Here is a 21079-nt window from a genome sequence, read left to right as displayed (position 1 = left end):
GGCTCGACATGATCATCGAGTTTCGCTGTGAACGTGAGCATGCGCGGCGGTGGATGGGCCGCGAGACGCTGTTGATCGACGGCCGGCAGGTTCCGGTTCAAATCGCGTGGACGGCAACTGCAGAGCCGCGCCCCACAGGCCTCGACGCCCTGTTCGAGCTCGAACGCCTGGTGTTGCACAAGGGCAAACACAGCGGCGCCAACAGGCTGAACATCGTTGCGGAAGGGACCCAGGTTCGCACCGGGACGGCCGACGTGGTCGTCGACTTCACCGGCGCCGCGCGCGATCCGAACAGCTCGGCTGGGCTGTATCTCCGTCCGCTGTTCAATGGCGTTGCAGGCGAGAACGCCGCGCTCGCCGCCATTCTGGCTGGCGACCTGCCGGTGATCGACATCGTCAACGAGGTCGACGGTTCGGTCCTCGATCGCGGCCATCCATCCGGAGAAATTGCCGCCGGCCTGAGCGGCGCACTCGAAACCGTCATGGCGCGAACCCTGACCATGGTGGCGGCGATCCTATCGGGACGACCGCGGCTTGCGCCGCAAGTGGCGCGTCCGGCAGCGGATGGCCCGCGTCGTGGCCCCGTTGGCTATGTCGCGCGCGGCCTTGCCGTGTCGATCGCCAAGGAGATTTATCGCCTGTGCTGCTATGCCCCTCACTGGCATGTCGGGTGGCGCTTCAATGACGGCGCGGGCGTCTGGCAGACCGGAGATCTATCAGGTCCAAGCTGGAACGTTCTGGGAGATCCTGGAAACCACTTCTACGCCGATCCCTTTCCCATGACCTGGCAGGGACGAACATTCGTCTTCTTTGAAGATCTGGATCATCGGGTTGAAAAGGGCATCATTTCGGCGATCGAGTTCGGCGACAGCGGGCCGACCGGCGAGGTCGTGCCCGTGCTGGAGGAGCCTTGGCACCTCTCCTATCCCTTCCTGATCGAAGACGGCGGCGATTTGTGGATGATCCCGGAGAGCTCGATCCACGGCGACGTCGCCCTCTACAAATGCGTTCGGTTCCCGGACAAATGGGAGCGACACGCGACGCTCCTGTCAGGCCTTGAGCTGGCCGACGTCACGATCACGCGGCACAACGGCCTGCACTACCTATTCGGGGCCTGGCGCGACGGAACCGGCGGTTATTCGGACTCGCTGGCGATCTACTACGCCGAGCACCTGCTGGGCCCCTGGTTGCCCCATGCCAGCAATCCGGTCCTGATCGACCGCGCGAGCACGCGGCCGGCGGGGAATTTCGTGACCATCAATGATCAATTGTGGCGCCCGGTCCAGAACTGTGCCGACGGATACGGTGCGGCGCTCGCGCTGGCGGAAGTGATCGAGTTGTCGCCAACGGCCTTCAAGCAGGTCGTCCGCCATTCCTTGAAGCCCGGACCGGTGTGGCCTGGCAGAAAGCTGCACACCCTGAACCGCTGCGGCCGGCTCGAGGTGATCGACGGATCGCGTGTCCAACCCAAGACCCGCGCCTTCGCGGGCAGATTTCCGTCCGCCGTTCAGTCTCCGCGCACCAGTTCATACACCGCCGGCTGAAGCCGCCGGCGCGCTGTCGCTTGCGCTGCGTCCGAGCGCGCGGGCAAGGACGCTTCCGATCGTTCCAGCCTGCGACGCGCTGCCGCGCCAGGCCACGATCTGGTCGGGACGTATCAGAGCGAGGTCCGCCTCATAGAGGTCGCGCAAGGATGCAGGCAGCGTGACCAGCTTCAAATCGACCCCGAGCGCGCGGACGGCGTCGGTGACCGCAGCGGGCGCCGACGCGACCTCGCCGAACTGGAGCAGCGTCCATTCGAACCCGAAAAGGTCGTACAGGGACACGCCATCGTCCAGCCACGCATGCGGTGCGCGGCCACCGGGGCAGGCGCTGGGAACGTAGACGTTTGCGGCATCGGGCGGCGGCTGGCTGCCATCGGAGACGATGATCGGCGAGCCGTCGTACCGTCCGCCGAAGGTGACACCGGGGATGTTGAATTCGGCACGGGCGTGCTGTTCGAGATAAATGCCCGCCGTCCGCCGCGCCTCGCTGCCCTCGTCGGTGGCGTCCTCGATCTCAGGCGCCGGCGCGAACAGACCAAGGGAGTCCGCGAAGCGCCGCGCATAGTCGGTGTTGCGGAGCGCCACCGGACGCCGCTCGACCTCGTAGCTGTCGAGCAGCGTCGCCGGGCTCAGACTCTTGACGACGCTCGCGAGCTTCCAGCCGAGATTGACCGCATCCTCGATCGCGGTGTTGTATCCGAGCCCGCCGGTCGGCGTGAACAGATGCGCGGCGTCGCCGCCGAGGAACACCCTGCCCCGTTGCATGCCGTCCGCCACCAGCGCGTGACCGGCGGTCCAGGTCAGGAAGGACAGCACCTCGCAATCGATCGGCGCGCCGCACGCGCGCTGGAACGCGGCCTTGGCCTCGTTGATCGTGATCGCACTTTCGTCCTCGCCCGGCCGAAGCTGCGTGTGAAACGCGAATTCGTCACGCCCGTTCACCGAGGCCATGAAGGCGCGGCGATCCCCGTTGAAGCAATTGTACATCCACGCCTTGGCGTGCGGGATGCTCGCGTAGAACTCCGGCGAGCGGAGATAGACCGCCAGCATGCGGCCGCCCATGAAGTCACGCTGCGTTCCGGTCTCGCCGCCATAGACAATGCCGAGCGATTGCCGGACCGTCGAGCGCGGTCCGTCGGCGCCAACGAGGAAGTCGGCCTCCACCTGAAAGCGGCGGCCGTCAGCGAGACATTCGATCTCGCCGACGATGCCGTCATCGCTTCCGACGTAGCCGATCAGCCGGTGGCCATAGTTCAGCCTGATGCCGGCAAGCCGTTCGGCATGGCGACGCAGCACCGCCTCGACATATTTCTGCGAGACCCGGTGCGGCAGCTCCGCCGCGCTCCAGGAGCCCGACATGCCCTTGATCAGCTCGCCCGCGCGCGACGAGGACGGCAGGGCAAACCGCGCCAGCTCGTAGCCGGCATAACGGGTGAAGTACGCAACGTCGGTCGGGTAGTCCGCGGGCAGGCCTTCGCGCCTGATCTCGTCGGCAAAACCCAGCCGCCGGTAGTGCTCCATCGAGCGCGCCTGCGTTGCATTGGCCTGCGGATTGAACGCGGTCCCCGGCTTCTCGTCGACCAGCATCGCGGACACACCGCGACGGCCGAGCTCGTTGGCCAGCATCAGCCCGCAGGGCCCCCCGCCCACGATGAGCACCGCGGCCGTCAGACGTGTTTCCAAGACGCTTCTCCCTACCAGCATTATCTTGCATGGTAAGGAAGCCTGACGATATCGTCAAGTCGCCTGACTAATCGATATCCTCGAGCGTGTCGAACCTCTCGCCATAGACCGCCAGTCCCTTCAGGATCGCGTCCATCGTGGCCTTGCCGAGCTCGGCGCGCATCTCCTGCTCGGCGATGTCCACGGCATCGCGGAACGCATCCAGCCATTTGCGCCCGGCGGGCGTGAACATGACGATGCGCGCGCGCCGGTCGGTCGGATCGGCGATACGATTGACGAGGCCGAGCTCGGCGCATTGATCGACCAGCTCGCCCATCGCCTGCTTGCTCATGGAGGCGCGGCGGGCGAGCTCGGTGAGCCTCGTTCCCTCGACGTCGAGATTGCGGGTCAGGCTGACATGCGCGATGCGCGTCTCGTCGTGCCCCTTGTCGCTCATCAATTCGAGCACGCGGCCTTCGAAGCGCCGCACGGCGTTGTTGAGCAGGCGACCGATATTGGCATGCCGCCACGCGGTGCCGGATGTGGCGCCGGATATCCTGGATTTCACGAGAACTGCTTCCGATTCGGACTGATCGAGATTGCGCGAGGCTAACACATGAGGCAGGCCGCGCGCTCATACGGCAGATCAGCACGTGCATTGGCGGCTATCGCACCACGGGCGGCGTGGTTTCAAAACGCCGCCCGCCATCCCCCGTTTCAAGCGCTGCCGGTAAGGGACGGCATCTTACTGGGAACGATCCGAGGTCCAGCCCTTGTACTCGGCGACATTGTCTCTGGTCACCAGCTTGGACGGCAGCAGCTCGACGGTCGAGGCCGGCTTCTGGCCATTGAGAATGCCGACGCCCACCTGCACAGCCCGCCGCGCCATGAAGAACGGGTCCTGCGAAGCCGAGGCCTGGATCTGCGGCGACTGCGGATCCTTCAGCGCGGCCTCGATATCGGGCGCGCCGTCGACAGCGGTGATGACGATTCCGCTGCGGTTCTGCTGGCGCGCCGCAAGGTCGGTGCCGATCGCCTGCGGGTCGTTGATGGCGAAGATGGCGTCGATCTTGGGGAAGCGCGTCAGATAACCCTGCGCGACGGTGAGGCCGCCTTCGCGCGAGCCTTTGCCGTCCTGGTCGTTGGACAACACCTTGATGCCGGCATTCTTCGAGAAGACGTTCTTGCAGCCGACGACGCGATCGATCACGGCGGAGACCTGCGGCCCATTCTCGATGATGACGTCGCCCTTGCCGCCCAGCTTGTCGACGATGTACTGGCAGGAGATCTCACCGGCCTGCACGTTGTTCGTGGTCACGGTGGCGTCGGCGCCTTCGGCCGCGGTGTCGACCGCGACGACGACGATGCCTGCCGCCTGCGCCTTCTTGATCGCCGGCCCGATTGCCTTGGGATCGCCGGGGTTGAGCAAGATCAGGTCGACACCAGCGGCAATGAAATTGTCGATCTGGGTGACCTGCTTGCCGAGGTCGTATTCGAAGCCGACGGCGGTGATCTTCACATTGGGATTGGTCTTCTTCGCCTCGAACTCGGCGCCCTTCGACAGCGCGACGAAGAACGGATTGCCCATCGATCCCAGCGAGACCCCGATCGACTTGAGCTCCTTGGCGAAGGATGGCGCGGCGCTGAGGGCAAGCGCCGTCGCGGCGCCGGCGAGCATGATCGTCTTCAACATGGACTTCCTCCCTGGTCTGTCTTCGTCCCCGGCGCGGCAGACCAGTTGCCGCAACGGAACCTCGCATTCACGTTCTGGCAGAGCCCTTCAAGTTCTGGCGGAGCCCTGCAGCCGGTAGCGATCGAGCGCCACGGCGCCGATGATCACCAGGCCCTTGATGACATATTGCCAGATGTCGGAGACGCCGACGAGGATCAGGCCGTTCGACAGCACGGCGATGATCAACGCGCCGACCAGCGTGCCCCAGATCGAGCCGATGCCGCCGACGAAGGAGGTGCCGCCGAGGATCACGGCGGTGATCGCGTCGAGTTCGTAGGACTGGCCGAGCTGCAGGCCGTTGGCCGCATAGAGCCGCGCCGCCTGCATGGCGCCGCCGAGCCCGGCGAAAAGCCCGGAGACGCCGTAGACGAAGATCAGCACGCCCCAGACCTTGATGCCGGCAAGCCGCGCCGCGCTTTCATTGCCGCCCACCGCATAGATGTGCACGCCGAGTACGGTCCGGCGCAGCACCAGCCACGAGACGAGGATGACGAGCAAGGCGATCACCGAGAGCCACGGGATCGACGCGACGCCGGGGATGAGGGTCAGCGAGCCGTTGCCGATGAAGGCATAGGGAATGGACGGATTGAACACGGTGGTATCGGCCCCGAGCAGTCGCGCCAGGCCGCGTACCGCAGTGAGCGAGCCGAGCGTGACGATGAAGGGCGGCAATCGGAGCAGCGCGATCAGCGCGCCGTTGACGACACCGAAGCCAAGGCCGGTGAGCAGCGCGGCCGGCAGCCAAAGCATCCCGAGCTCCGGCATCTTGGAGAGCGTCAACCCGGCCATGGCGGAAGCCGCCAGGATCGAGCCGACCGAAAGGTCGATGCCGCCGGTGAGGATGACGAAGGTCATGCCCGCGGCGAGCACGGTGTTCACCGCGGCCTGCTGCAGCACGATGCCGAGATTTTGTCCGGTGAAGAAGCGGCCCTCGGACAGGAAGTGGAAGCCGATGCAGAGGATCAGGAGCACCGGCAACATACCGAGCGCGCTGATCAGCACCCTCACCCGCTGGCGCTTTGACTCTGCGGCAGCACCGTTGGTCGTCGCCGGTGCGGGCTTGGCCTGCGAGGCACCATTGTCAGGCATCGAGATGCTCCATCCCCGTGGCAAGCGCCATGATGTCTTCCTGGTTCAACGGCGCCGTCTCGGTTCGCCGGACCTCGCCTGCAACCAGTCCCGACCGCATCACGACGACGCGGTCACAGATACCGATGATCTCGGGCAGGTCGGACGAGATGACGAGGATCGCGGTGCCGGCTTTGGCAAGATTGTCGATGATCGAATAGATCTCGGATTTGGCGCCGACGTCGACGCCGCGTGTCGGCTCGTCGAGGATCAGCACCTTAGGCGCAATGGCAAGAAGCCGCGACAACAGCAGCTTCTGCTGATTGCCGCCGGACAGGCCGCCGGCGGGAACGCCGACATTGGCGGCGCGGATGCTGAGCCCTGCGAAGGCCCGATCGGCGCGCTCGCGTGCCTTATCGCGATCCAGGAACCAGCCGAGCTTCGCATCGCGGCTGAGGACCGCGAGGTTGATGTTGTCCAGACATGACATGTCGAGAAACAGGCCGAGCGCCTTGCGGTCCTCCGTCAGATAGGCGATGCCGGCCTCAAGCGCCTCACCCGGCGTGCGGATCTCGACCGGCCGTCCCTCCAGCTCGAGCCGGCCGGAGGTTTTTGGCAACGCGCCGATGATGAGATGCGCAAGCTCGGTACGCCCGGCGCCGATCAGGCCGGCGAGACCGACCACCTCACCCGCGTGCACGGTCAGCGAGCAGCCCTTGACGCGCAGGCCATCGGCCATGTCGATCGCGGCGAGCACGGGATGGCCGCGTCCCGCCTCCGGATCATGGTCCTTCTTGTAGAACGATGAGACGTCGCGCCCGACCATCAGCCGCACGATGGTGTCCGCACGGATCTCGGGCTTGTCGAGCGAGCCGACCAGCCGGCCGTCGCGCAGCACGGTGACGCGGTCGCCGAGCGCGTAGACCTCGTCCATGCGATGCGAGATGTAGATGATGGCGAGGCCCTCGGCGCGAAGCTGGCGGATCAGCGCGAACAGCCGTGCGCTCTCGCCGGCCGACAGCGCCGTGGTCGGCTCGTCCATGATCAGGATCCTTGATCTCGCGTGCAGCGCACGCGCGATCTCGACCAGTTGCCGCTGCCCCATGGACAGATGCGCCACCAGCGTCGACGGCAGGAAGTCCGCACCGAGCCGCTTCAGGATGGGACCGACGCCCTCGCGCATGGCGCCGCGCGCCAGCAAGCCTGTCCGCGATATCTCTCGCCCCAGATAGATATTCTCGGCAACGCTGAGATTGGGCGCGAGCGACAGCTCCTGATAGATGATGGAGATGCCTGCCGCGCGGCCGCCGAGCGGACCTTCGATCCGTACCGGCTGTCCTTCGATGCGGATCTCGCCGCCGGGATCCGGCCGATAGGCGCCGGACAGGATCTTCATCAGCGTCGACTTGCCGGCGCCGTTCTCACCCATCAGGGCATGAATTTCACCGGCATAGACAGTGAGATCGACGGCGCGCAGCGCCTTGATGCCGAAGAAGGACTTTGAGACCCCGCGCATCTCGAGGATCGGATCGTTCATCGTGCCTCCCGGCGCACAATGCGTTTCCCACCCGCGTCTCAATCATTCTGTCAGCGCGGCTTGCGCATTAAACAAAAGGCCGCGGCACAGGGCAATACCGAACAGACGGGAATGTAGCATCGAGGCGATGCTAGTGGCGCGGCCGATACAGTTCGCGCCAGGCGGGAAGCCGCTCGGCATAAGCATCAGTCAGCCCGGTGTCAGGTTTGTACGTCTCGATGCGCTGCGGCCGGGTGCAAACGGTGGCGATCGCCTCACCGGTGACAGCAAGTCGCCCCAATCTCGCCGCACCGAACGCTGCGCCGGTCTCACCTCCGGCGAAGCGGTGGATCGGAATATTCAGCACGTTCGCCAGCACCGAGAGCCAGAAGCCGGACCGTGAACCACCGCCAATGGCATCGGCTTCCGTAATCACAATGCCAGCATCGGCGAGCGCGTCGCGGCAATCGGCCAGCGCGAAGGCAACGCCCTCGAGCACCGCCTGCACGATCGCCGCGCGATCGGTGCCATGGCTCAAACCATCGAGCATGCCGCGCACGACGGGATCGTCGTGCGGGGTCCGCTCACCCGCGAGATAAGGCAGGAAGCTCACCGGCGACGGCGCCTGTGGATGCGATCCAAGCGGCGCCAGCAACTCGGCCTCGCTGACGCCGAACAGGCGCGCGGCCCAGGCGAGGCAGGAGGCGGCCGACAGCATCGCGCCAGCCTGAATCCACATGCCGGGAATGGCGTGGCAGAAGGTATGCACCGCACAGTCCGGGTTCGCAGCGATTGTGCTGGTCGGCGCCAGCAGGGCACCCGAGGTTCCCAAAGATACGAACGCGGTTCCCGGCTGGATCGCACCGATGCCGACGGCGCCCGCCGGATTGTCGCCAGCGCCGCCCGCGATCACCGGCTGCCTCACCATGCCCCAGCGCTGCGCGAGGTCGCTGCGCAATGTTGCTGCTGCCGCGCATCCCTCGACCAGGCGCGGCATGTGATCGCGCGACAGGCCGGTCGCGGCCAAGGCCTCGTCCGACCAGTCCCGGCGCGCGACGTCGAGCCATAGGGATCCCGACGCATCCGACACGTCCTCGACGGCCTCGCCTGACATCACCAGGCGCAGATAGGCCTTTGGCAGCAGCACCAATTTCGTCGCTGCAAAGACTTCAGGTTCGTGCGTCGCGACCCAGAGCAGTTTCGGCGCGGTAAAGCCTGGCATCGCCTTATTGCCCGTCACGGCACGCAAGGCAGGCCAGCGCTGCTCCAGGACGCGACACTCGGCGGCAGCGCGTCCGTCGTTCCACAGGATGCAAGGCCGCAGCGGCCTCGAGCTCGCATCGAGCAGCGTGGCGCCATGCATCTGGCCGGACAGCCCAATGCCCTGGACCGTCGCCAGCTCTTTTCCATGCGACGTCTTCAGGGCATCGAGCGTGGCGAAGGTCGCCTCGATCCATTGCGCGGGGTCCTGCTCGTAATAACCCGATTGCGTCGAGGTGATCATCAGCGGCCGGCTCTCGCTTGCAATCACGCGCTGGGCGCCGTCGACGAGAACGGTCTTGACTGCGGAGGTGCCGAGATCGATGCCGAGATACATGACTGCTTCCGCTCACTTCGCCGCGTCGATCCAGATCCCCGGCTCGGAATGCTCGCGGATGTGGCTGACCAGGAAGTCGGAAAACACCCTGATCTTGGCAGGCAGCCGGACGCGGTTTTGATAGGCGATGTTCATGGTGAGCAGCGGCAACTCCCAGCCCGTCAGGACAGGCACCAGCCGGCCGGCTGCGATATCGCTCTGCACGATGTAAAGCGGCTGGATCAGGATGCCGAGCCCCGCGCGTGCCGCACCGCAGATGATCTGGCCATCATTGCTGTCGAGCGTCGGCGCGATCCGCACCGTCTGCGTCGTGCTGCCCTGGCTGAGCCGCAGCGAATAGGGATCGTTGGCGAGATTGTAGATCAGCATGTTGTGGCGGGCGAGATCGGCAGGGTGCTCCGGCCGGCCGTGCTTCTCCAGATATGACGGCGCCGCCGCGAGCACGCGGTGCATCTGGCCGATGCGGCGGACGATGATGTTGGAATCCGGCTCGTGCTCGCGCGTGCGGATCGCCACGTCGATGCCGGCCTCGATGAAGTCCAGGTAGCGGTTTGCGCTGATGATCTGCACGCTGAGATCAGGATACAGCGCGCGGAAGGCGGGCAGCATCGGCGCGAGATAGATCATCGCAAAGGACAGCGAACTCGTCACGCGCAGCATGCCCTTCGGCGACAGCGCGCGGTCGGAGACGGCATCCTCGGCTTCGGCGAGCTCGTTCAACAACGTGCTGCAGCGCTGCAGAAGCTCCTGCCCTGCCTCCGTCAGCCATAGCCGGCGCGTGTTGCGTTCGATCAGCCGGACTGCGAGCCGTTCCTCCAGCGCGCTGAGGTGGCGGCTGGCGGCCGCGTTCGACATCCGCAGGATTTCGGCGGCCTTGGACAGGCTGCCGAGCTCGGCGGTTTTGGAGAAGACTTCGAGTTGGAGCAGCCGGTCCATTTTTGCTAAAAGAGGAAAAGAGACTTACAAATTTTGGCCTTTATTTCCGTTTTCCGCAAGGCAAAATAGCCACAACGAGACATAATCGCAGGCGAGGAAAATCAGGAAATGTCGGGCCCGATCAGGCACATCGTGATGTGGCGGTTGCGCGGGGAAAGCCCCGAGGAGCGCTCCGCCGCCCGGGTCAAGGTCAAGACCCTGTTCGAGGGCCTCAAGGGTAGGATCGACGGCCTCACCCATATCGAAGTCGGCGTGGACGTCAGTGCGGTCGACTACGCCTGCGACGTGGTGCTGTTCTCGGAATTTACCGACCAGGCCGCGCTCTCGGCCTATGCCAACCATCCCGAACATCTACGCGTGCGCGAGGCGCTTGGCGACTTGCGGATCGGACGCTTCCAGGTCGATTATCCCATCAAAGAGACCGGCGCATGATCGGTTCGTTCACCTTTGAAAACCTGCCCTGCCGCGTCGTCTTCGGTAGCGGAACGCTTGGCTCCGCCAAGGCCGAGGTGGAACGGCTCGGCGGCAAGCGCGCGCTTGTGCTGACGACGCCGCAGCAGGAGGCGCAGGGCAAGAGCCTCGGGGCGGCGCTCGGCCCGCTCTATGCCGGCATCTTTCCCGGCGCCACCATGCACACGCCGGTCGAGGTCACGGAGCGTGCGCTCGCGGCAATGAAGGCGTGCGAGGCCGACTGCGTCGTCTCGCTCGGCGGCGGCTCGACCACCGGCCTCGGCAAGGCGCTGGCGCTGCGAACCGGCGTCAACCAGCTCTGCATTCCCACCACCTATGCAGGCTCGGAGATGACGCCGATCGTCGGCCAGACCGAGAACGGCCTGAAGACCACCGTGCGCGATGCGGCTATCCTGCCGGAGACCGTGATCTACGATGTCGACCTCACTTTGACGCTGCCGGCGGGTCTCGCCGCGACATCAGGCATCAACGCGATCGCCCACGCGGTGGAAGCGCTTTACGCGCGCGACACCAATCCCGTGACGTCGCTGATGGCGGAAGAAGGCATCCGCGCACTGGCCCGCGCCCTGCCCGCCATCGCCGCCAAGAGCGACAACCGTGAGGCCCGCACAGAAGCGCTTTACGGCGCCTGGCTGTGCGGTGTTTGTCTGGGCACCGTCGGCATGGCGCTGCATCACAAGCTCTGCCACACGCTCGGCGGAACCTTCGACCTGCCGCACGCCGAGACCCACACCATCGTGCTGCCGCATGCGCTGGCCTACAATGCGCCGGCGGTGCCCGACGCCATCATGCGCATCTCGCGCGCGATTGGCGCTGCCGATGCATCGCAGGGACTTTTCGAACTTGCGAAGCGGCTGGGTGCGAAGACGGGGCTGCGCGATATCGGCATGCCCGAGGGCGGCATCGACAAGGCGGCTGATCTTGCCGTCACCAACGCCTACTGGAATCCGCGCCCGCTCGAGCGCGGCGCCATCCGCGACTTGATTGCGCGCGCCTGGGCCGGCGAGCCGCCGGCCCCAATCAAAGCGGCGGCTTGAGGCGATGCGGCGCACGCTGATCAGATCCGCGACCGTCATCAGCATGGATGACGCGATCGGCGACCTCGGCACCGGCGACGTGCTGGTCGAGGGCAACCGGATCGTCGAGGTGCGACCATCGATCGATGTCGCGACCGATACGGAGATCATCGACGGAAAGGGTCGCATCGTCATCCCCGGCCTGATCAACGCGCATATGCACACCTGGCAGACGGGCCTGCGCGGCTATGCCGCGAACTGGACACTGCTGGAATATTTCCGCCGCATGCATGCCGGGCTGGCCACCGTGTTCCGGCCCGACGACATCCATATCGCGACGCTGGTCGGCGCGCTGAACCAGATCAACTGCGGCACGACAACACTCGTCGACTGGTGTCACAACAATCCGACACCTGATCATACCGACGCTGCCGTGCGCGGCCTGATCGAGAGCGGCATTCGTGCCGCGTTCTTCCATGGCTCGCCAAAGCCGGAGCCAAAGCCCGGCGAGCCGCATTTCTCGGAAGTGCCGCATCCGCGCCGCGAGGTCGAGCGGCTGCTCACGGGTCCCCTCGCCGACCGCGACGGCCTTGTCACGCTGGGCCTTGCGATCCTCGGCCCGCATTATTCGACGCTCGAGGTCGCCATGCATGATTTACGCATGGCGCGCGAGCTCAAGCTGATCGCATCGATGCATCAGGGCGGCGGTCCGGCCAAGACGCCCGGCGGCTGGGAGAAGTTGATCGAAGCCGGCCTCGTCGGCACCGACATCAACATCGTCCATGGCAACGATTTGCCCGACAATCTCCTCGACATGATGGTCGATCTCGGCGTCTCCTTCTCGGTGACGCCCGAGAACGAGATGATCCAGGGCCATGGCTTTCCGATCACCGGACGGTTGCTCAGGCGTGGCGTGCGGCCGACCATCGGCATTGACCTCGAATCCATCCTGGCCGGCGACCTGTTCTCCGCCGCGCGCATTGCGCTCTCGATGCAGCGGTCGCTCGACAATGCGGAGTCCCGCAAGACCCGCGGCACCATCCCCGCGACGACCACGATCCCCGTGCGCGAGGCGCTGCGCTGGATCACGACGGAAGGCGCCCGCATGCTCGGCCGCGAGCGCCAGATCGGCTCGCTGACGCCAGGCAAGCTCGCCGATCTCGTCATCATCAACGTCTCCGATCTCAACCTCGTCCCGGTGCATGATCCCGTCGCCACAGTCGTGATGCAGACGAGCCTCGCCAATATCGAGGCCGTCATGATCGGCGGCGCCTGGAAGAAGCGGAACGGCCGACTGCTGGCTGAGGGGTTGGAGACCAAGAAAGAGCTGCTGGCGCAATCCGGCCGGCGGCTGGTGCAGGACATCGAACGACAGGGACGCGCCGCCTGAGGCGCCAACGGACAACAACAATGACAGATACCTCGAAAAACATCGCTTTCATCGGAATCGGCAAGATGGGGCTGCCGATGTCGGCGCTCGTCGCCAAGGCCGGTTTTGCCGTCACCGCGTTCGACCAGAGCGCGGCGCGGATCAACGAGGCACGCGCGCAAGGTATTGCGATTGCCGCATCGCCGGCCGAGGCCGTGAGCGACAAGGCGGCTGTCGTCACCTCCCTGCCCGACGACGTCGCGTTGCGCGGCGCCCTGCTCGGCCCCACCGGCGTCATCGCCGCGATGGCGCCGGGCGCCATTTTGATCGAAACCAGCACTGTCAGTGTCGAGGCTTCTACTGATGTCGCGGCCGCGGCACAGGCCCGCGGGATTGCCTATCTGCGCGCACCGGTCTCCGGCAATGCCAGCATCGTTCATACCGGCACCTTGACCTGCTTCGTCTCGGGGCCGAATGACGCCTTCGAAAACGCAAAGCCGCTGTTCGCCGCCTTCACCCGCGCACAGACCTATCTTGGACCAGCTGAGGAAGCCCGCTACGCAAAGCTCTCGGTCAATCTGATGATCGCGGTGTCGGCCGCGATGATGGCCGAGAGCCTGGCGCTGGCGCGCAAGGGCGGCATCGCCTGGCAGGATATCTTGAAGGTGCTCGACGACAGCGCGGTGGCCTCGCCGATGGTGAAATACAAGACCGCGCCGCTACGAACCCGCGATTTCGAGTCGACCTTCTCCTGCAAGCAGATGGCCAAGGATCTCGACCTGATCCTGGGTGCCGGCCATGCCGTCGGCGTGCCGTTGCAGCTGGCGGCCCAGGTGCGCGAGACCTACGGCTCGCTGGTCGCGCAAGGCGACGGCGACACCGACTTCATCGCGACGGTCAAGCACCTGGAACGGCTGTCCGGGCTCGGCGAGCCCAAACTCTGATCAGCGGAAGGCACATATGCGCAATTTCAACGAGAACACGATCACCGACGCCGTGCTGGAGCGGATCAAGGACGCAACCGATCCGCGCATCAAGCAGGTCAGCGAAGCGCTGGTGCGCCACCTTCATGCCTTCGTCCGCGAGGTGCGGCCGACCCAGAAGGAATGGGAATTCGGCATCGATTTCCTGACCCGCACCGGCCACATGTGCGACGACAAGCGCCAGGAGTTCATCCTGTTGTCGGACACGCTCGGCGTCTCCATGCTGGTCGACGCGATCAACCATCCGGTGCCGGAGGGCGCGACCGAAACCACGGTGCTCGGCCCGTTCTTCGTCCAGGCCGCACCGGAAAAGGACAGCGGCGCGGATATCTCCGGTCCGATGGAGGGCGATCCGATGCTGGTCACCGGCTCGGTGGCGACCGTCGACGGCAAGCCGCTCGTGGGTGCCGTCGTCGACGTCTGGCACTCCGACGATGATGGTTATTACGACGTGCAGCAGCTCGATGCCATTGGCGATCTCGCGATGCGCGCGCGCTTCCACACCGACGCCAACGGCAGATTCCATTTCTGGTCGATCAAGCCGGCCGCCTATCCCGTTCCGCATGACGGCCCGGTTGGCGAGATGCTCGAGGCGCAGGGTCGCCATCCCTGGCGCCCCGCGCATGTGCATTTCATGATTTCCGCGCCCGGCTTCGAGCAGCTCGTCACACACGTGTTCGTTGCCGGCGACCAGTATCTCGACTCGGACGTGGTGTTCGGCGTCAAAGACAGCCTGATCCGCGAATTCACCCGGCATCCGGCCGGCCGTGCGCCGGATGGTCGCATGGTGGACAGCGAGTATTTCCATCTCAACTATGATTTCGGCCTAAAGCAGGTCGCGAGCAACGCAAGAGCCGCTTAAGCTAGAGCGGCGACGGACCAGCAAGAGTCCGGCAACAGGGGGCAGACGGGAGCTGAGGATGGGACCGCGGGTCAGCACGAGCATCTTGGCCGAGCGCCTCACGGGCATGATCGGCCCGCGCGCGAGCGTTGCGCGCGGCGTGCTCGATCAGCACGGGCAGAGCGAGTCGCATTATCGCAATTTGCCGCCGGACATCGTCGTCTTCCCTGAGACCACGCAGGAGGTCGCGGAGATCGTCAAGCTGTGCGCGAGCGCGGGCATGCCGATCGTCCCGTACGGCGCCGGCACCTCGCTCGAAGGCAATGCGGCCTCGGTCGCGGGCGGCGTCTGCTTCGACTTCGCCCGCATGAACAGGGTGCTCAGCGTGCACGACAGCGACATGGATGTCGTGGTGCAGCCCGGCATTACCCGCAAGCAGCTCAATGCAGAGCTGCGCAACACCGGCCTGTTCTTCCCGATCGACCCCGGCGCCGACGCCTCGATTGGCGGCATGACCTCGACGCGCGCCTCCGGCACCATGGCGGTGCGCTACGGCACGATGAAGGACAATGTCATGGCGCTGGAGGTGGTGCTGGCCGACGGCCGCGTGATCCGGACCGCGAAGCGTGCGCGGAAGTCGGCAGCCGGCTACGACCTGACGCGCCTGTTCGTCGGCGCGGAGGGCACGCTCGGAATCATCACCGAGATCACGCTGAAGGTGCATCCCGTCCCACAGGCGATCTCGGCCGCGGTCTGCAGCTTCGGCACCCTGCACGACGCCGTCGATACCGCGATCTCCGTGATCCAGTCCGCGATCCCCGTGGCGCGCATCGAGCTGCTCGACGACGTCATGATGCGCGGCATCAATGCCTATGCCAAGCTCGGTTACCGCGAAGCGCCCACCCTGTTCTTCGAATTTCACGGATCCGAGACCTCGGTCGCGGAGCAGGCCGAGGCCGCGCAGGCGATCGCCGCCGACCATGGCGGCCATGGCTTTGCCTGGGCCAAGGCACAGGAAGACCGCAGCCGGCTCTGGCACGCCCGCGACAACACGCTCTATGCCGGCCTCGGCCTCCGGCCCGGCGCGCGCGCCGTGATCACCGATGTCTGCGTGCCCATCTCGCGGCTGGCCGAATGCCTGACCGAGACGCGGCGCGACGCTGACGAGCACGGCTTTACCGCGCCGATCGTTGGCCATGTCGGCGATGGCAATTTCCACATGCTGATCCTGATCGACCCGGCTCAGCCCGAGGAGGCCGAAGGCGCCAAGGCGCTTCAGGCCCGCATGGTCGCCCGCGCCATCGCCATGGACGGCACCTGTACCGGCGAGCATGGCATCGGGCTCGGCAAGATCGACTATCTCACCGACGAGCTTGGCGAAGCCGTCGATGTGATGCGATCCATCAAGGCCGCGCTCGATCCGAATGGTCTAATGAACCCCGGAAAGATCTTTGCGAGCGGAGCCAAGGCATGAGTGACAAGGCATGAGCGACGCGCTTCCGATCGAGGTCACCTCGCCCACCCCGCTGCTGGAGCTGCGCGGCATCAGCAAGGAGTTTCCCGGCGTCAAGGCGCTGGATGACGTGTCCTTTGCCGTCTACCCCGGCGAAGTCCACATGCTGCTCGGGGAGAATGGCGCCGGCAAGTCGAGCCTGATGAAGGTCCTGTGCGGCGCCTACCGCGCCGACGCTGGCGAGTTCTATTTTGAGGGCAAGAAGGTCGCGATCTCCTCGACCGCGGATGCGCAGAAGCTCGGCATTGCCGTAATCTTCCAGGAATTCTCGCTGGTCCCCTATCTCGATATCGCACAGAACATCTTCCTCGGCCGCGAGCCGAAAGGCCACATCCCCGGCGCCATCGACCGCCGCAAGATCCTGGCTGACGCAAAGCGCGTGCTCGACACCATCGGCTTCGACATCGATCCCTCCACCATCGTCGACAAGCTCGGCGTCGCGCAGCAGCAGATGGTCGAGATCGCCAAGGCGATCAGCCAGGACGCCCGCATCCTCGTGATGGACGAGCCGACCGCGGCGCTGTCCGACCGCGAGACCGAGCTGCTGTTTGCCCTTATCGCACGGCTGAAGGCCGACGGCGTGTCGATCGTCTACATCTCGCACCGCATGGCCGAAGTGTTCGCACTCGGTGATCGTATCACGGTACTGCGCGACGGCCGACGCATCGACGGAGTCCGGCCCGCCGACGTCACGCCGGACCAGCTCGTCCGCATGATGGTCGGCCGCAACGTCGACATGACCTATCCGCGCAATTTTGCCGACAAGCCTGGCGAGCTGCTGCTCGAGGTCAAGGGCCTGACCGCCTCGACCGGCATCTCCGACATCAACATCGAGGTGCGCCGCGGCGAGATCGTCGGCCTGTGCGGCCTGGTCGGCTCGGGCCGCAGCGAAGTCGCACGCGCCATCTTCGGCGCCGATCCCGTGACGTCGGGCGAGATCATCTTCGACGGCAAGGCCATCTCCGGCGAGCCGGACCTCGCCGCTCGCCGCGGCATCGCGCTGATCCCGGAGAGTCGCAAGAGCGAAGGTCTCGCGCTGCTGCGCTCGGTGAGCGACAATCTGGTGGTGTCGGCGCTGCGAAAGCTGTTCCCGAGCGGGCTGTTCGACCAGCGCGGTGCGCAGCGCACCTCCGATGCCCTGATCCGGCAATTGAGGATCGCGACACCGAGTGCGCGTCAGACCGTCGGCCTGCTCTCGGGCGGCAACCAGCAGAAGGTCGTGATCGGCAAATGGCTGGCGGCCGGCTCAAAGCTCTTCATCTTCGACGAGCCGACGCGCGGCATCGACATCGGCGCCAAGTCCGAGATCTTTGCGCTGATCGACCGCCTGGTCGCGGAAGGCGCGGCGGCGCTGATGATCTCGTCCGAACAGGTCGAGATCTGCCATGTCTGCGACCGCGCCTATGTGATGCGCGAGGGGCGCATCGCCGGCCACCTGAACCGCAACGAACTGACCGAGGAGAACATCGTGCGACTGGGGATGCATCATGCGTGAAGCCGCGGTCGTTTCACAGCCCAATCCGCTGCAACGCATTCCCGGCGTTGCCATCGTGCTCGTGCTCCTGGTCACGCTGTTCAGCGTGATCGCGCCGGGATTTCTGTCGGTCGCCAATCTCTCCAACGTGCTCGTGCAGTCGACCATCCTGACCATGCTCGCGCTGCCGATGACGCTGATCATCATGACCGAGGGGCTGGACCTGTCGATGGGCGCGGTGCTGACGCTGACCTCGCTCTGCGTCGCGATCGTGTCGCTCGCCACCAAATCGATGCTGCTCGGTTTAGGCGCCGGCCTGCTGGTCGGCGCGGCCTTCGGCGTCGCCAACGGCTGGCTGGTGGCGATCCTGGGCATTCCGCCCTTCGTCGCCACGCTCGGTACGCTCGGCATGGCGCAGGGCCTGTCGCTGATCGTCAGCGACGGCCAGAGCGTGGTCGGCATCCCCCACGGCGTCCGCGACATTTATTCAGCGACGCTGCTCGGCATTCCCGTGCCGATCGTGATGGCTCTCGTGACCTACGCGGCGTTCCACGGCCTGCTCTATCACACCCGCTTCGGCACCTACATTTTCGCACTCGGCGGCAATCGCGAGGCGCTGCGCTATGCCGGCCTCTCGCCGAACCGTCTGCTGATCGCGGTCTACGCGATCGGTGGCGCCATGGCGGGCATCGCGGGCCTGTTGATGACCGCGCGGATGAATTCCGGCCACCCCACCGCCGGCCTCGGACTTGAATTCGATGCCATCGCCGCCGTCGCGGTCGGCGGCACCTCGTTCGAGCGCGGCAATGGCTGGCTGCTCGGTACCCTGCTCGGCGTCCTCTCGGTCGGCGTGTTGCGCAACGGCTTGAACCTGATCTCGCTGCCCTCCTCCGTGCAGGTCGCAAGCGTCGGCGTGCTCGTCATCGTCGCGCTGTTCCTCGACGGTCTCAGGAGCCGGGCATGACCGACATCACCAAAGAGGCGATGATGCCGCCCCGTTCCTTCCTGTCGCAGGATGCGATCCAGGTGTTCTATCGCCTGCTCGCGGCCCTCTTGATCTGCGCGGTGCTCGCCGTGCTCAGCGATTCCTTCCTGAGCCTCGGCAACATCCTCAACGTGCTCCGGCAGGCGAGCCTGACCTTCTTCATCGCCTCCGGCCTGACGCTGGTGGTGCTGACGGCCGGCCTCGACCTCTCCGTCGGCGCCAATGTTGCGCTGTCGGCCTGCATCGCCGGGACCGTGATCCACAAGACCGGCTCGCCGGCGCTCGGCATCCTCACCGGGCTTGCCTGCGGCGGCATCGTTGGCCTGCTCAACGGCGTCATGGTCACCGCGCTGCGCATCCCCTCCTTCATCGCCACCTATGGCATGCTCTGGGTGCTGAACGGCCTCACCTATTGGTACATGGCCGGCGAGACGCTGCACGGCTTCCCGGCGGGCTTCCGACAGATCGGCAGCGGTTATCTGTTCGGCCTGCCCATCCCGGTCTATCTGCTGCTGGTGTTCCTCGGGATCGGGACGCTGTTTGCGCAACGGACGATCTGGGGCCAGGAGATCTATGCGATCGGCGCTAATCCGGTCGCCGCGCGCCTCTCCGGCATTCCGGTCCCGCGCCGCCTGCTGCTGGTCTATGCGGTCTCAGGCACCATGGCGGGACTTGCCTCGATCATCTTCCTGTCGCGGCTCAATTCGGCCGAGGCCGATATCGGCGAGAGCCTGACGCTGCCGGCGATCGCGGCCGTTCTGATCGGCGGCACCTCGCTGTTCGGCGGCGTCGGCACCGTGTTCGGCACCTTCATCGGCGCGCTGATCCTGACGCTGGTGCTGAACGGCATGAACCTGCTCTCGGTCAGCGCCAACTGGCAGCCGCTGGTGACAGGCATCATCGTCATTCTCGCGGTGTGGCTCGACATGAAGACCCGCCGCCGCGCGCAATGAGTTCATTGAGTTCCAACAAGCAAAATGAGGGATGGAGGCAACATGAGACAACAGAAACTGGCTTACCTCGCACTGCCGCTGCTGATGGCGGCCGCGTTCACCAGCGAGGCGCGCGCCGACGGCGAGACCATCGCCGTCTTCACCAAGAACCAGACCAACCCGTTCTTCCAGACGGTGCGGGTCGGCGCCGACAACATGGCGAAGACGCTGAACGCCAAGACGCTGCAATACATCCCGACCAAGCCCGACAGCATCCCGGAGCAGCTGAGCCAGATCGAGGACGTCGTCGTGAAGAAGCCGAGCGCGATCGTGTTCACGCCGGTTGACTACAAGGCGATGGTGCCCGGGGTCGAGAAGATCAACGAGGCCAAGATCCCCGTCGTCAACATCACCGACCGCTCCGCGGGCGGCAAGTTCCTCTCCTTCGTCGGCGCCGACGATTACAGCCTCGGGCTCGAGACCGCGCGCTTCCTGCTCAAGACGCTGGGCGGCAAGGGCAACATCGTCATCATCGAGGGCGTCAAGGGCTCGCTGACCAATGTCGATCGCGTCCGCGGCTTCAACGACGCGCTGAAGGAGACCCCCGGTGCGAAACTCCTGGCGTCGCAGCCGGGTAACTACCAGCGCCTCCAGGCGCTCCAGGTGATGGAGAACCTGATGCAGTCGAATTCGCAGATCGACGGCGTGCTGGCGGCCAACGACGCCATGGCGGTCGGCGCGATCGAGGCGCTCGACGGCGCCAACCGCAAGGCCCAGGTGATCGGCATCAACGGTACCAAGGAGGCGATCGACGCGATCAAGTCCGGCAAGCTGCTCGCGAGCGGCGACTACAACGGATTTGCCCAAGGCTGCCTCGGCACCATGATGGCGATCCGGTCCTTGCGCAACCAGCCCGTCATCGCCGAGATCGTGCTGAAGCCGACTGTCATCACCAAGGACAATTTTGGGCCGTTCGACGTGCCGCTGGAGCAGCGGACCTGCCCGACCTTCGAGGAGGCCGGCAAGCTCAGCGCGAAGTAAGCGCACTCACGACAATCTCGGACGGCCGTCGCGGCGGCCGTCCCAAGAACCGAGTCAAGAAACGGAGACCACCATGCTGTTCGCCATTCACGCCGTCGACCGCGCCGGCGCGCTGCCGACCCGGCTTGCCAATTACGATGCCCACAAGGCTTTCCTCAGCGACACCTCGCGCTTCGGCGTCAAGATCGTGATGTCGGGGCCGCTCGTCTCCGACGATGGTCAGACGATGATCGGCAGCCTGTTCCTGATCGAGGCACCGGGTCGTGGCGAAGTCGAAGCCTTCAATCGCGCCGACCCCTTTGCCGCCGCCGGCATCTGGGAAAAGGTCACGATCACGGGCTTCCTGCGCCGGCAGGGTTGAGGCCGGCCCCATCAAAAATGCGAAAACAACCCCATGCA

Annotated in this window: 19 protein-coding genes; 12 read left to right on the top strand and 7 right to left on the bottom strand. The window is 65.5% G+C overall.

Annotated features, from left to right (window positions below; translation table 11 throughout):
* The first annotated feature begins 8 nt into the window (after window positions 1-8).
* A complete protein-coding gene (locus tag XH81_RS26125) occupies window positions 9-1544 on the top strand; it encodes a glucosamine inositolphosphorylceramide transferase family protein (protein ID WP_028142496.1) in 1536 nt (511 codons plus the stop codon).
* Here XH81_RS26125 and XH81_RS26120 read toward each other — a convergent pair.
* The 7 genes from XH81_RS26120 to XH81_RS26090 form a co-directional block, all read right to left on the bottom strand.
* Complete coding sequence (locus XH81_RS26120; RefSeq protein WP_028142495.1) at window positions 1527-3248, bottom strand: FAD-dependent oxidoreductase; 1722 nt, start codon at window positions 3246-3248, stop codon at window positions 1527-1529. The two genes, XH81_RS26125 and XH81_RS26120, sit on opposite strands and share 18 nt — an antisense overlap.
* A 46-nt stretch (window positions 3249-3294) precedes the next feature.
* Entirely contained in the window at window positions 3295-3762 is a 468-nt protein-coding gene (locus XH81_RS26115) for a MarR family winged helix-turn-helix transcriptional regulator (protein WP_370093376.1), read from the bottom strand.
* A gap of 189 nt (window positions 3763-3951) precedes the next feature.
* Window positions 3952-4899 (bottom strand): ABC transporter substrate-binding protein, encoded by a 948-nt coding sequence (locus XH81_RS26110; protein WP_028142493.1) that lies wholly within the window; start codon window positions 4897-4899, stop codon window positions 3952-3954.
* 87 nt (window positions 4900-4986) lie between these two features.
* Complete coding sequence (locus XH81_RS26105; protein ID WP_028142492.1) at window positions 4987-6027, bottom strand: ABC transporter permease subunit; 1041 nt, start codon at window positions 6025-6027, stop codon at window positions 4987-4989.
* Complete coding sequence (locus XH81_RS26100; protein ID WP_028142491.1) at window positions 6020-7543, bottom strand: sugar ABC transporter ATP-binding protein; 1524 nt, start codon at window positions 7541-7543, stop codon at window positions 6020-6022. Before XH81_RS26100 ends, XH81_RS26105 begins: the two co-directional genes overlap by 8 nt.
* Window positions 7544-7673: 130 nt before the next feature.
* The gene (xylB, locus tag XH81_RS26095; protein WP_028142490.1) at window positions 7674-9119 is read right to left on the bottom strand and encodes a xylulokinase; all 1446 of its coding nucleotides are present in this window, start codon (window positions 9117-9119) and stop codon (window positions 7674-7676) included.
* Window positions 9120-9131: 12 nt separating this feature from the next.
* Window positions 9132-10055: a LysR family transcriptional regulator gene (locus tag XH81_RS26090; RefSeq protein WP_038947957.1), complete on the bottom strand. Its 924-nt coding sequence runs from the start codon at window positions 10053-10055 to the stop codon at window positions 9132-9134.
* Window positions 10056-10163: 108 nt separating this feature from the next.
* Between XH81_RS26090 and XH81_RS26085 the strand changes: the two genes are divergently transcribed.
* The 11 genes from XH81_RS26085 to XH81_RS26035 all read left to right on the top strand — a co-directional run bounded on the left by XH81_RS26085 (window position 10164) and on the right by XH81_RS26035 (window position 21041).
* On the top strand, window positions 10164-10487 hold the full coding sequence (locus XH81_RS26085; RefSeq protein ID WP_018316008.1) for a Dabb family protein: 324 nt from the start codon (window positions 10164-10166) through the stop codon (window positions 10485-10487).
* Complete coding sequence (locus XH81_RS26080; protein WP_028142488.1) at window positions 10484-11563, top strand: maleylacetate reductase; 1080 nt, start codon at window positions 10484-10486, stop codon at window positions 11561-11563. The genes XH81_RS26085 and XH81_RS26080 overlap by 4 nt, the downstream gene beginning before the upstream one ends.
* Before the next feature lie 4 nt (window positions 11564-11567).
* Window positions 11568-12932, top strand: a complete 1365-nt coding sequence (locus XH81_RS26075; RefSeq protein ID WP_028142487.1) for an amidohydrolase family protein — start codon at window positions 11568-11570, stop codon at window positions 12930-12932.
* 20 nt (window positions 12933-12952) lie between these two features.
* Window positions 12953-13855: an NAD(P)-dependent oxidoreductase gene (locus XH81_RS26070; RefSeq protein ID WP_028142486.1), complete on the top strand. Its 903-nt coding sequence runs from the start codon at window positions 12953-12955 to the stop codon at window positions 13853-13855.
* 16 nt (window positions 13856-13871) lie between these two features.
* Window positions 13872-14756: an intradiol ring-cleavage dioxygenase gene (locus XH81_RS26065; protein WP_028142485.1), complete on the top strand. Its 885-nt coding sequence runs from the start codon at window positions 13872-13874 to the stop codon at window positions 14754-14756.
* Window positions 14757-14814: 58 nt separating this feature from the next.
* Complete coding sequence (locus tag XH81_RS26060) at window positions 14815-16209, top strand: FAD-linked oxidase C-terminal domain-containing protein (RefSeq protein ID WP_271596415.1); 1395 nt, start codon at window positions 14815-14817, stop codon at window positions 16207-16209.
* 10 nt (window positions 16210-16219) lie between these two features.
* The gene (locus XH81_RS26055; RefSeq protein WP_028142483.1) at window positions 16220-17743 is read left to right on the top strand and encodes a sugar ABC transporter ATP-binding protein; all 1524 of its coding nucleotides are present in this window, start codon (window positions 16220-16222) and stop codon (window positions 17741-17743) included.
* A complete protein-coding gene (locus XH81_RS26050) occupies window positions 17736-18686 on the top strand; it encodes an ABC transporter permease (protein ID WP_028142482.1) in 951 nt (316 codons plus the stop codon). The genes XH81_RS26055 and XH81_RS26050 overlap by 8 nt, the downstream gene beginning before the upstream one ends.
* Complete coding sequence (locus XH81_RS26045; RefSeq protein WP_028142481.1) at window positions 18683-19660, top strand: ABC transporter permease; 978 nt, start codon at window positions 18683-18685, stop codon at window positions 19658-19660. Before XH81_RS26050 ends, XH81_RS26045 begins: the two co-directional genes overlap by 4 nt.
* 42 nt (window positions 19661-19702) lie before the next feature.
* Window positions 19703-20680: a sugar ABC transporter substrate-binding protein gene (locus tag XH81_RS26040; protein WP_028142480.1), complete on the top strand. Its 978-nt coding sequence runs from the start codon at window positions 19703-19705 to the stop codon at window positions 20678-20680.
* A gap of 73 nt (window positions 20681-20753) precedes the next feature.
* Window positions 20754-21041 (top strand): YciI family protein, encoded by a 288-nt coding sequence (locus tag XH81_RS26035; protein WP_028142479.1) that lies wholly within the window; start codon window positions 20754-20756, stop codon window positions 21039-21041.
* Window positions 21042-21079: the final 38 nt, after the last annotated feature.

Source organism: Bradyrhizobium sp. CCBAU 25360 (genome assembly GCF_028128695.1).
In the GTDB taxonomy this organism is placed as follows: Bacteria; Pseudomonadota; Alphaproteobacteria; order Rhizobiales; family Xanthobacteraceae; genus Bradyrhizobium; species Bradyrhizobium ottawaense.
The sequence above is the reverse complement of the archived record's forward strand: the minus strand, read 5'-3'. Positions and strand labels throughout refer to the sequence as shown.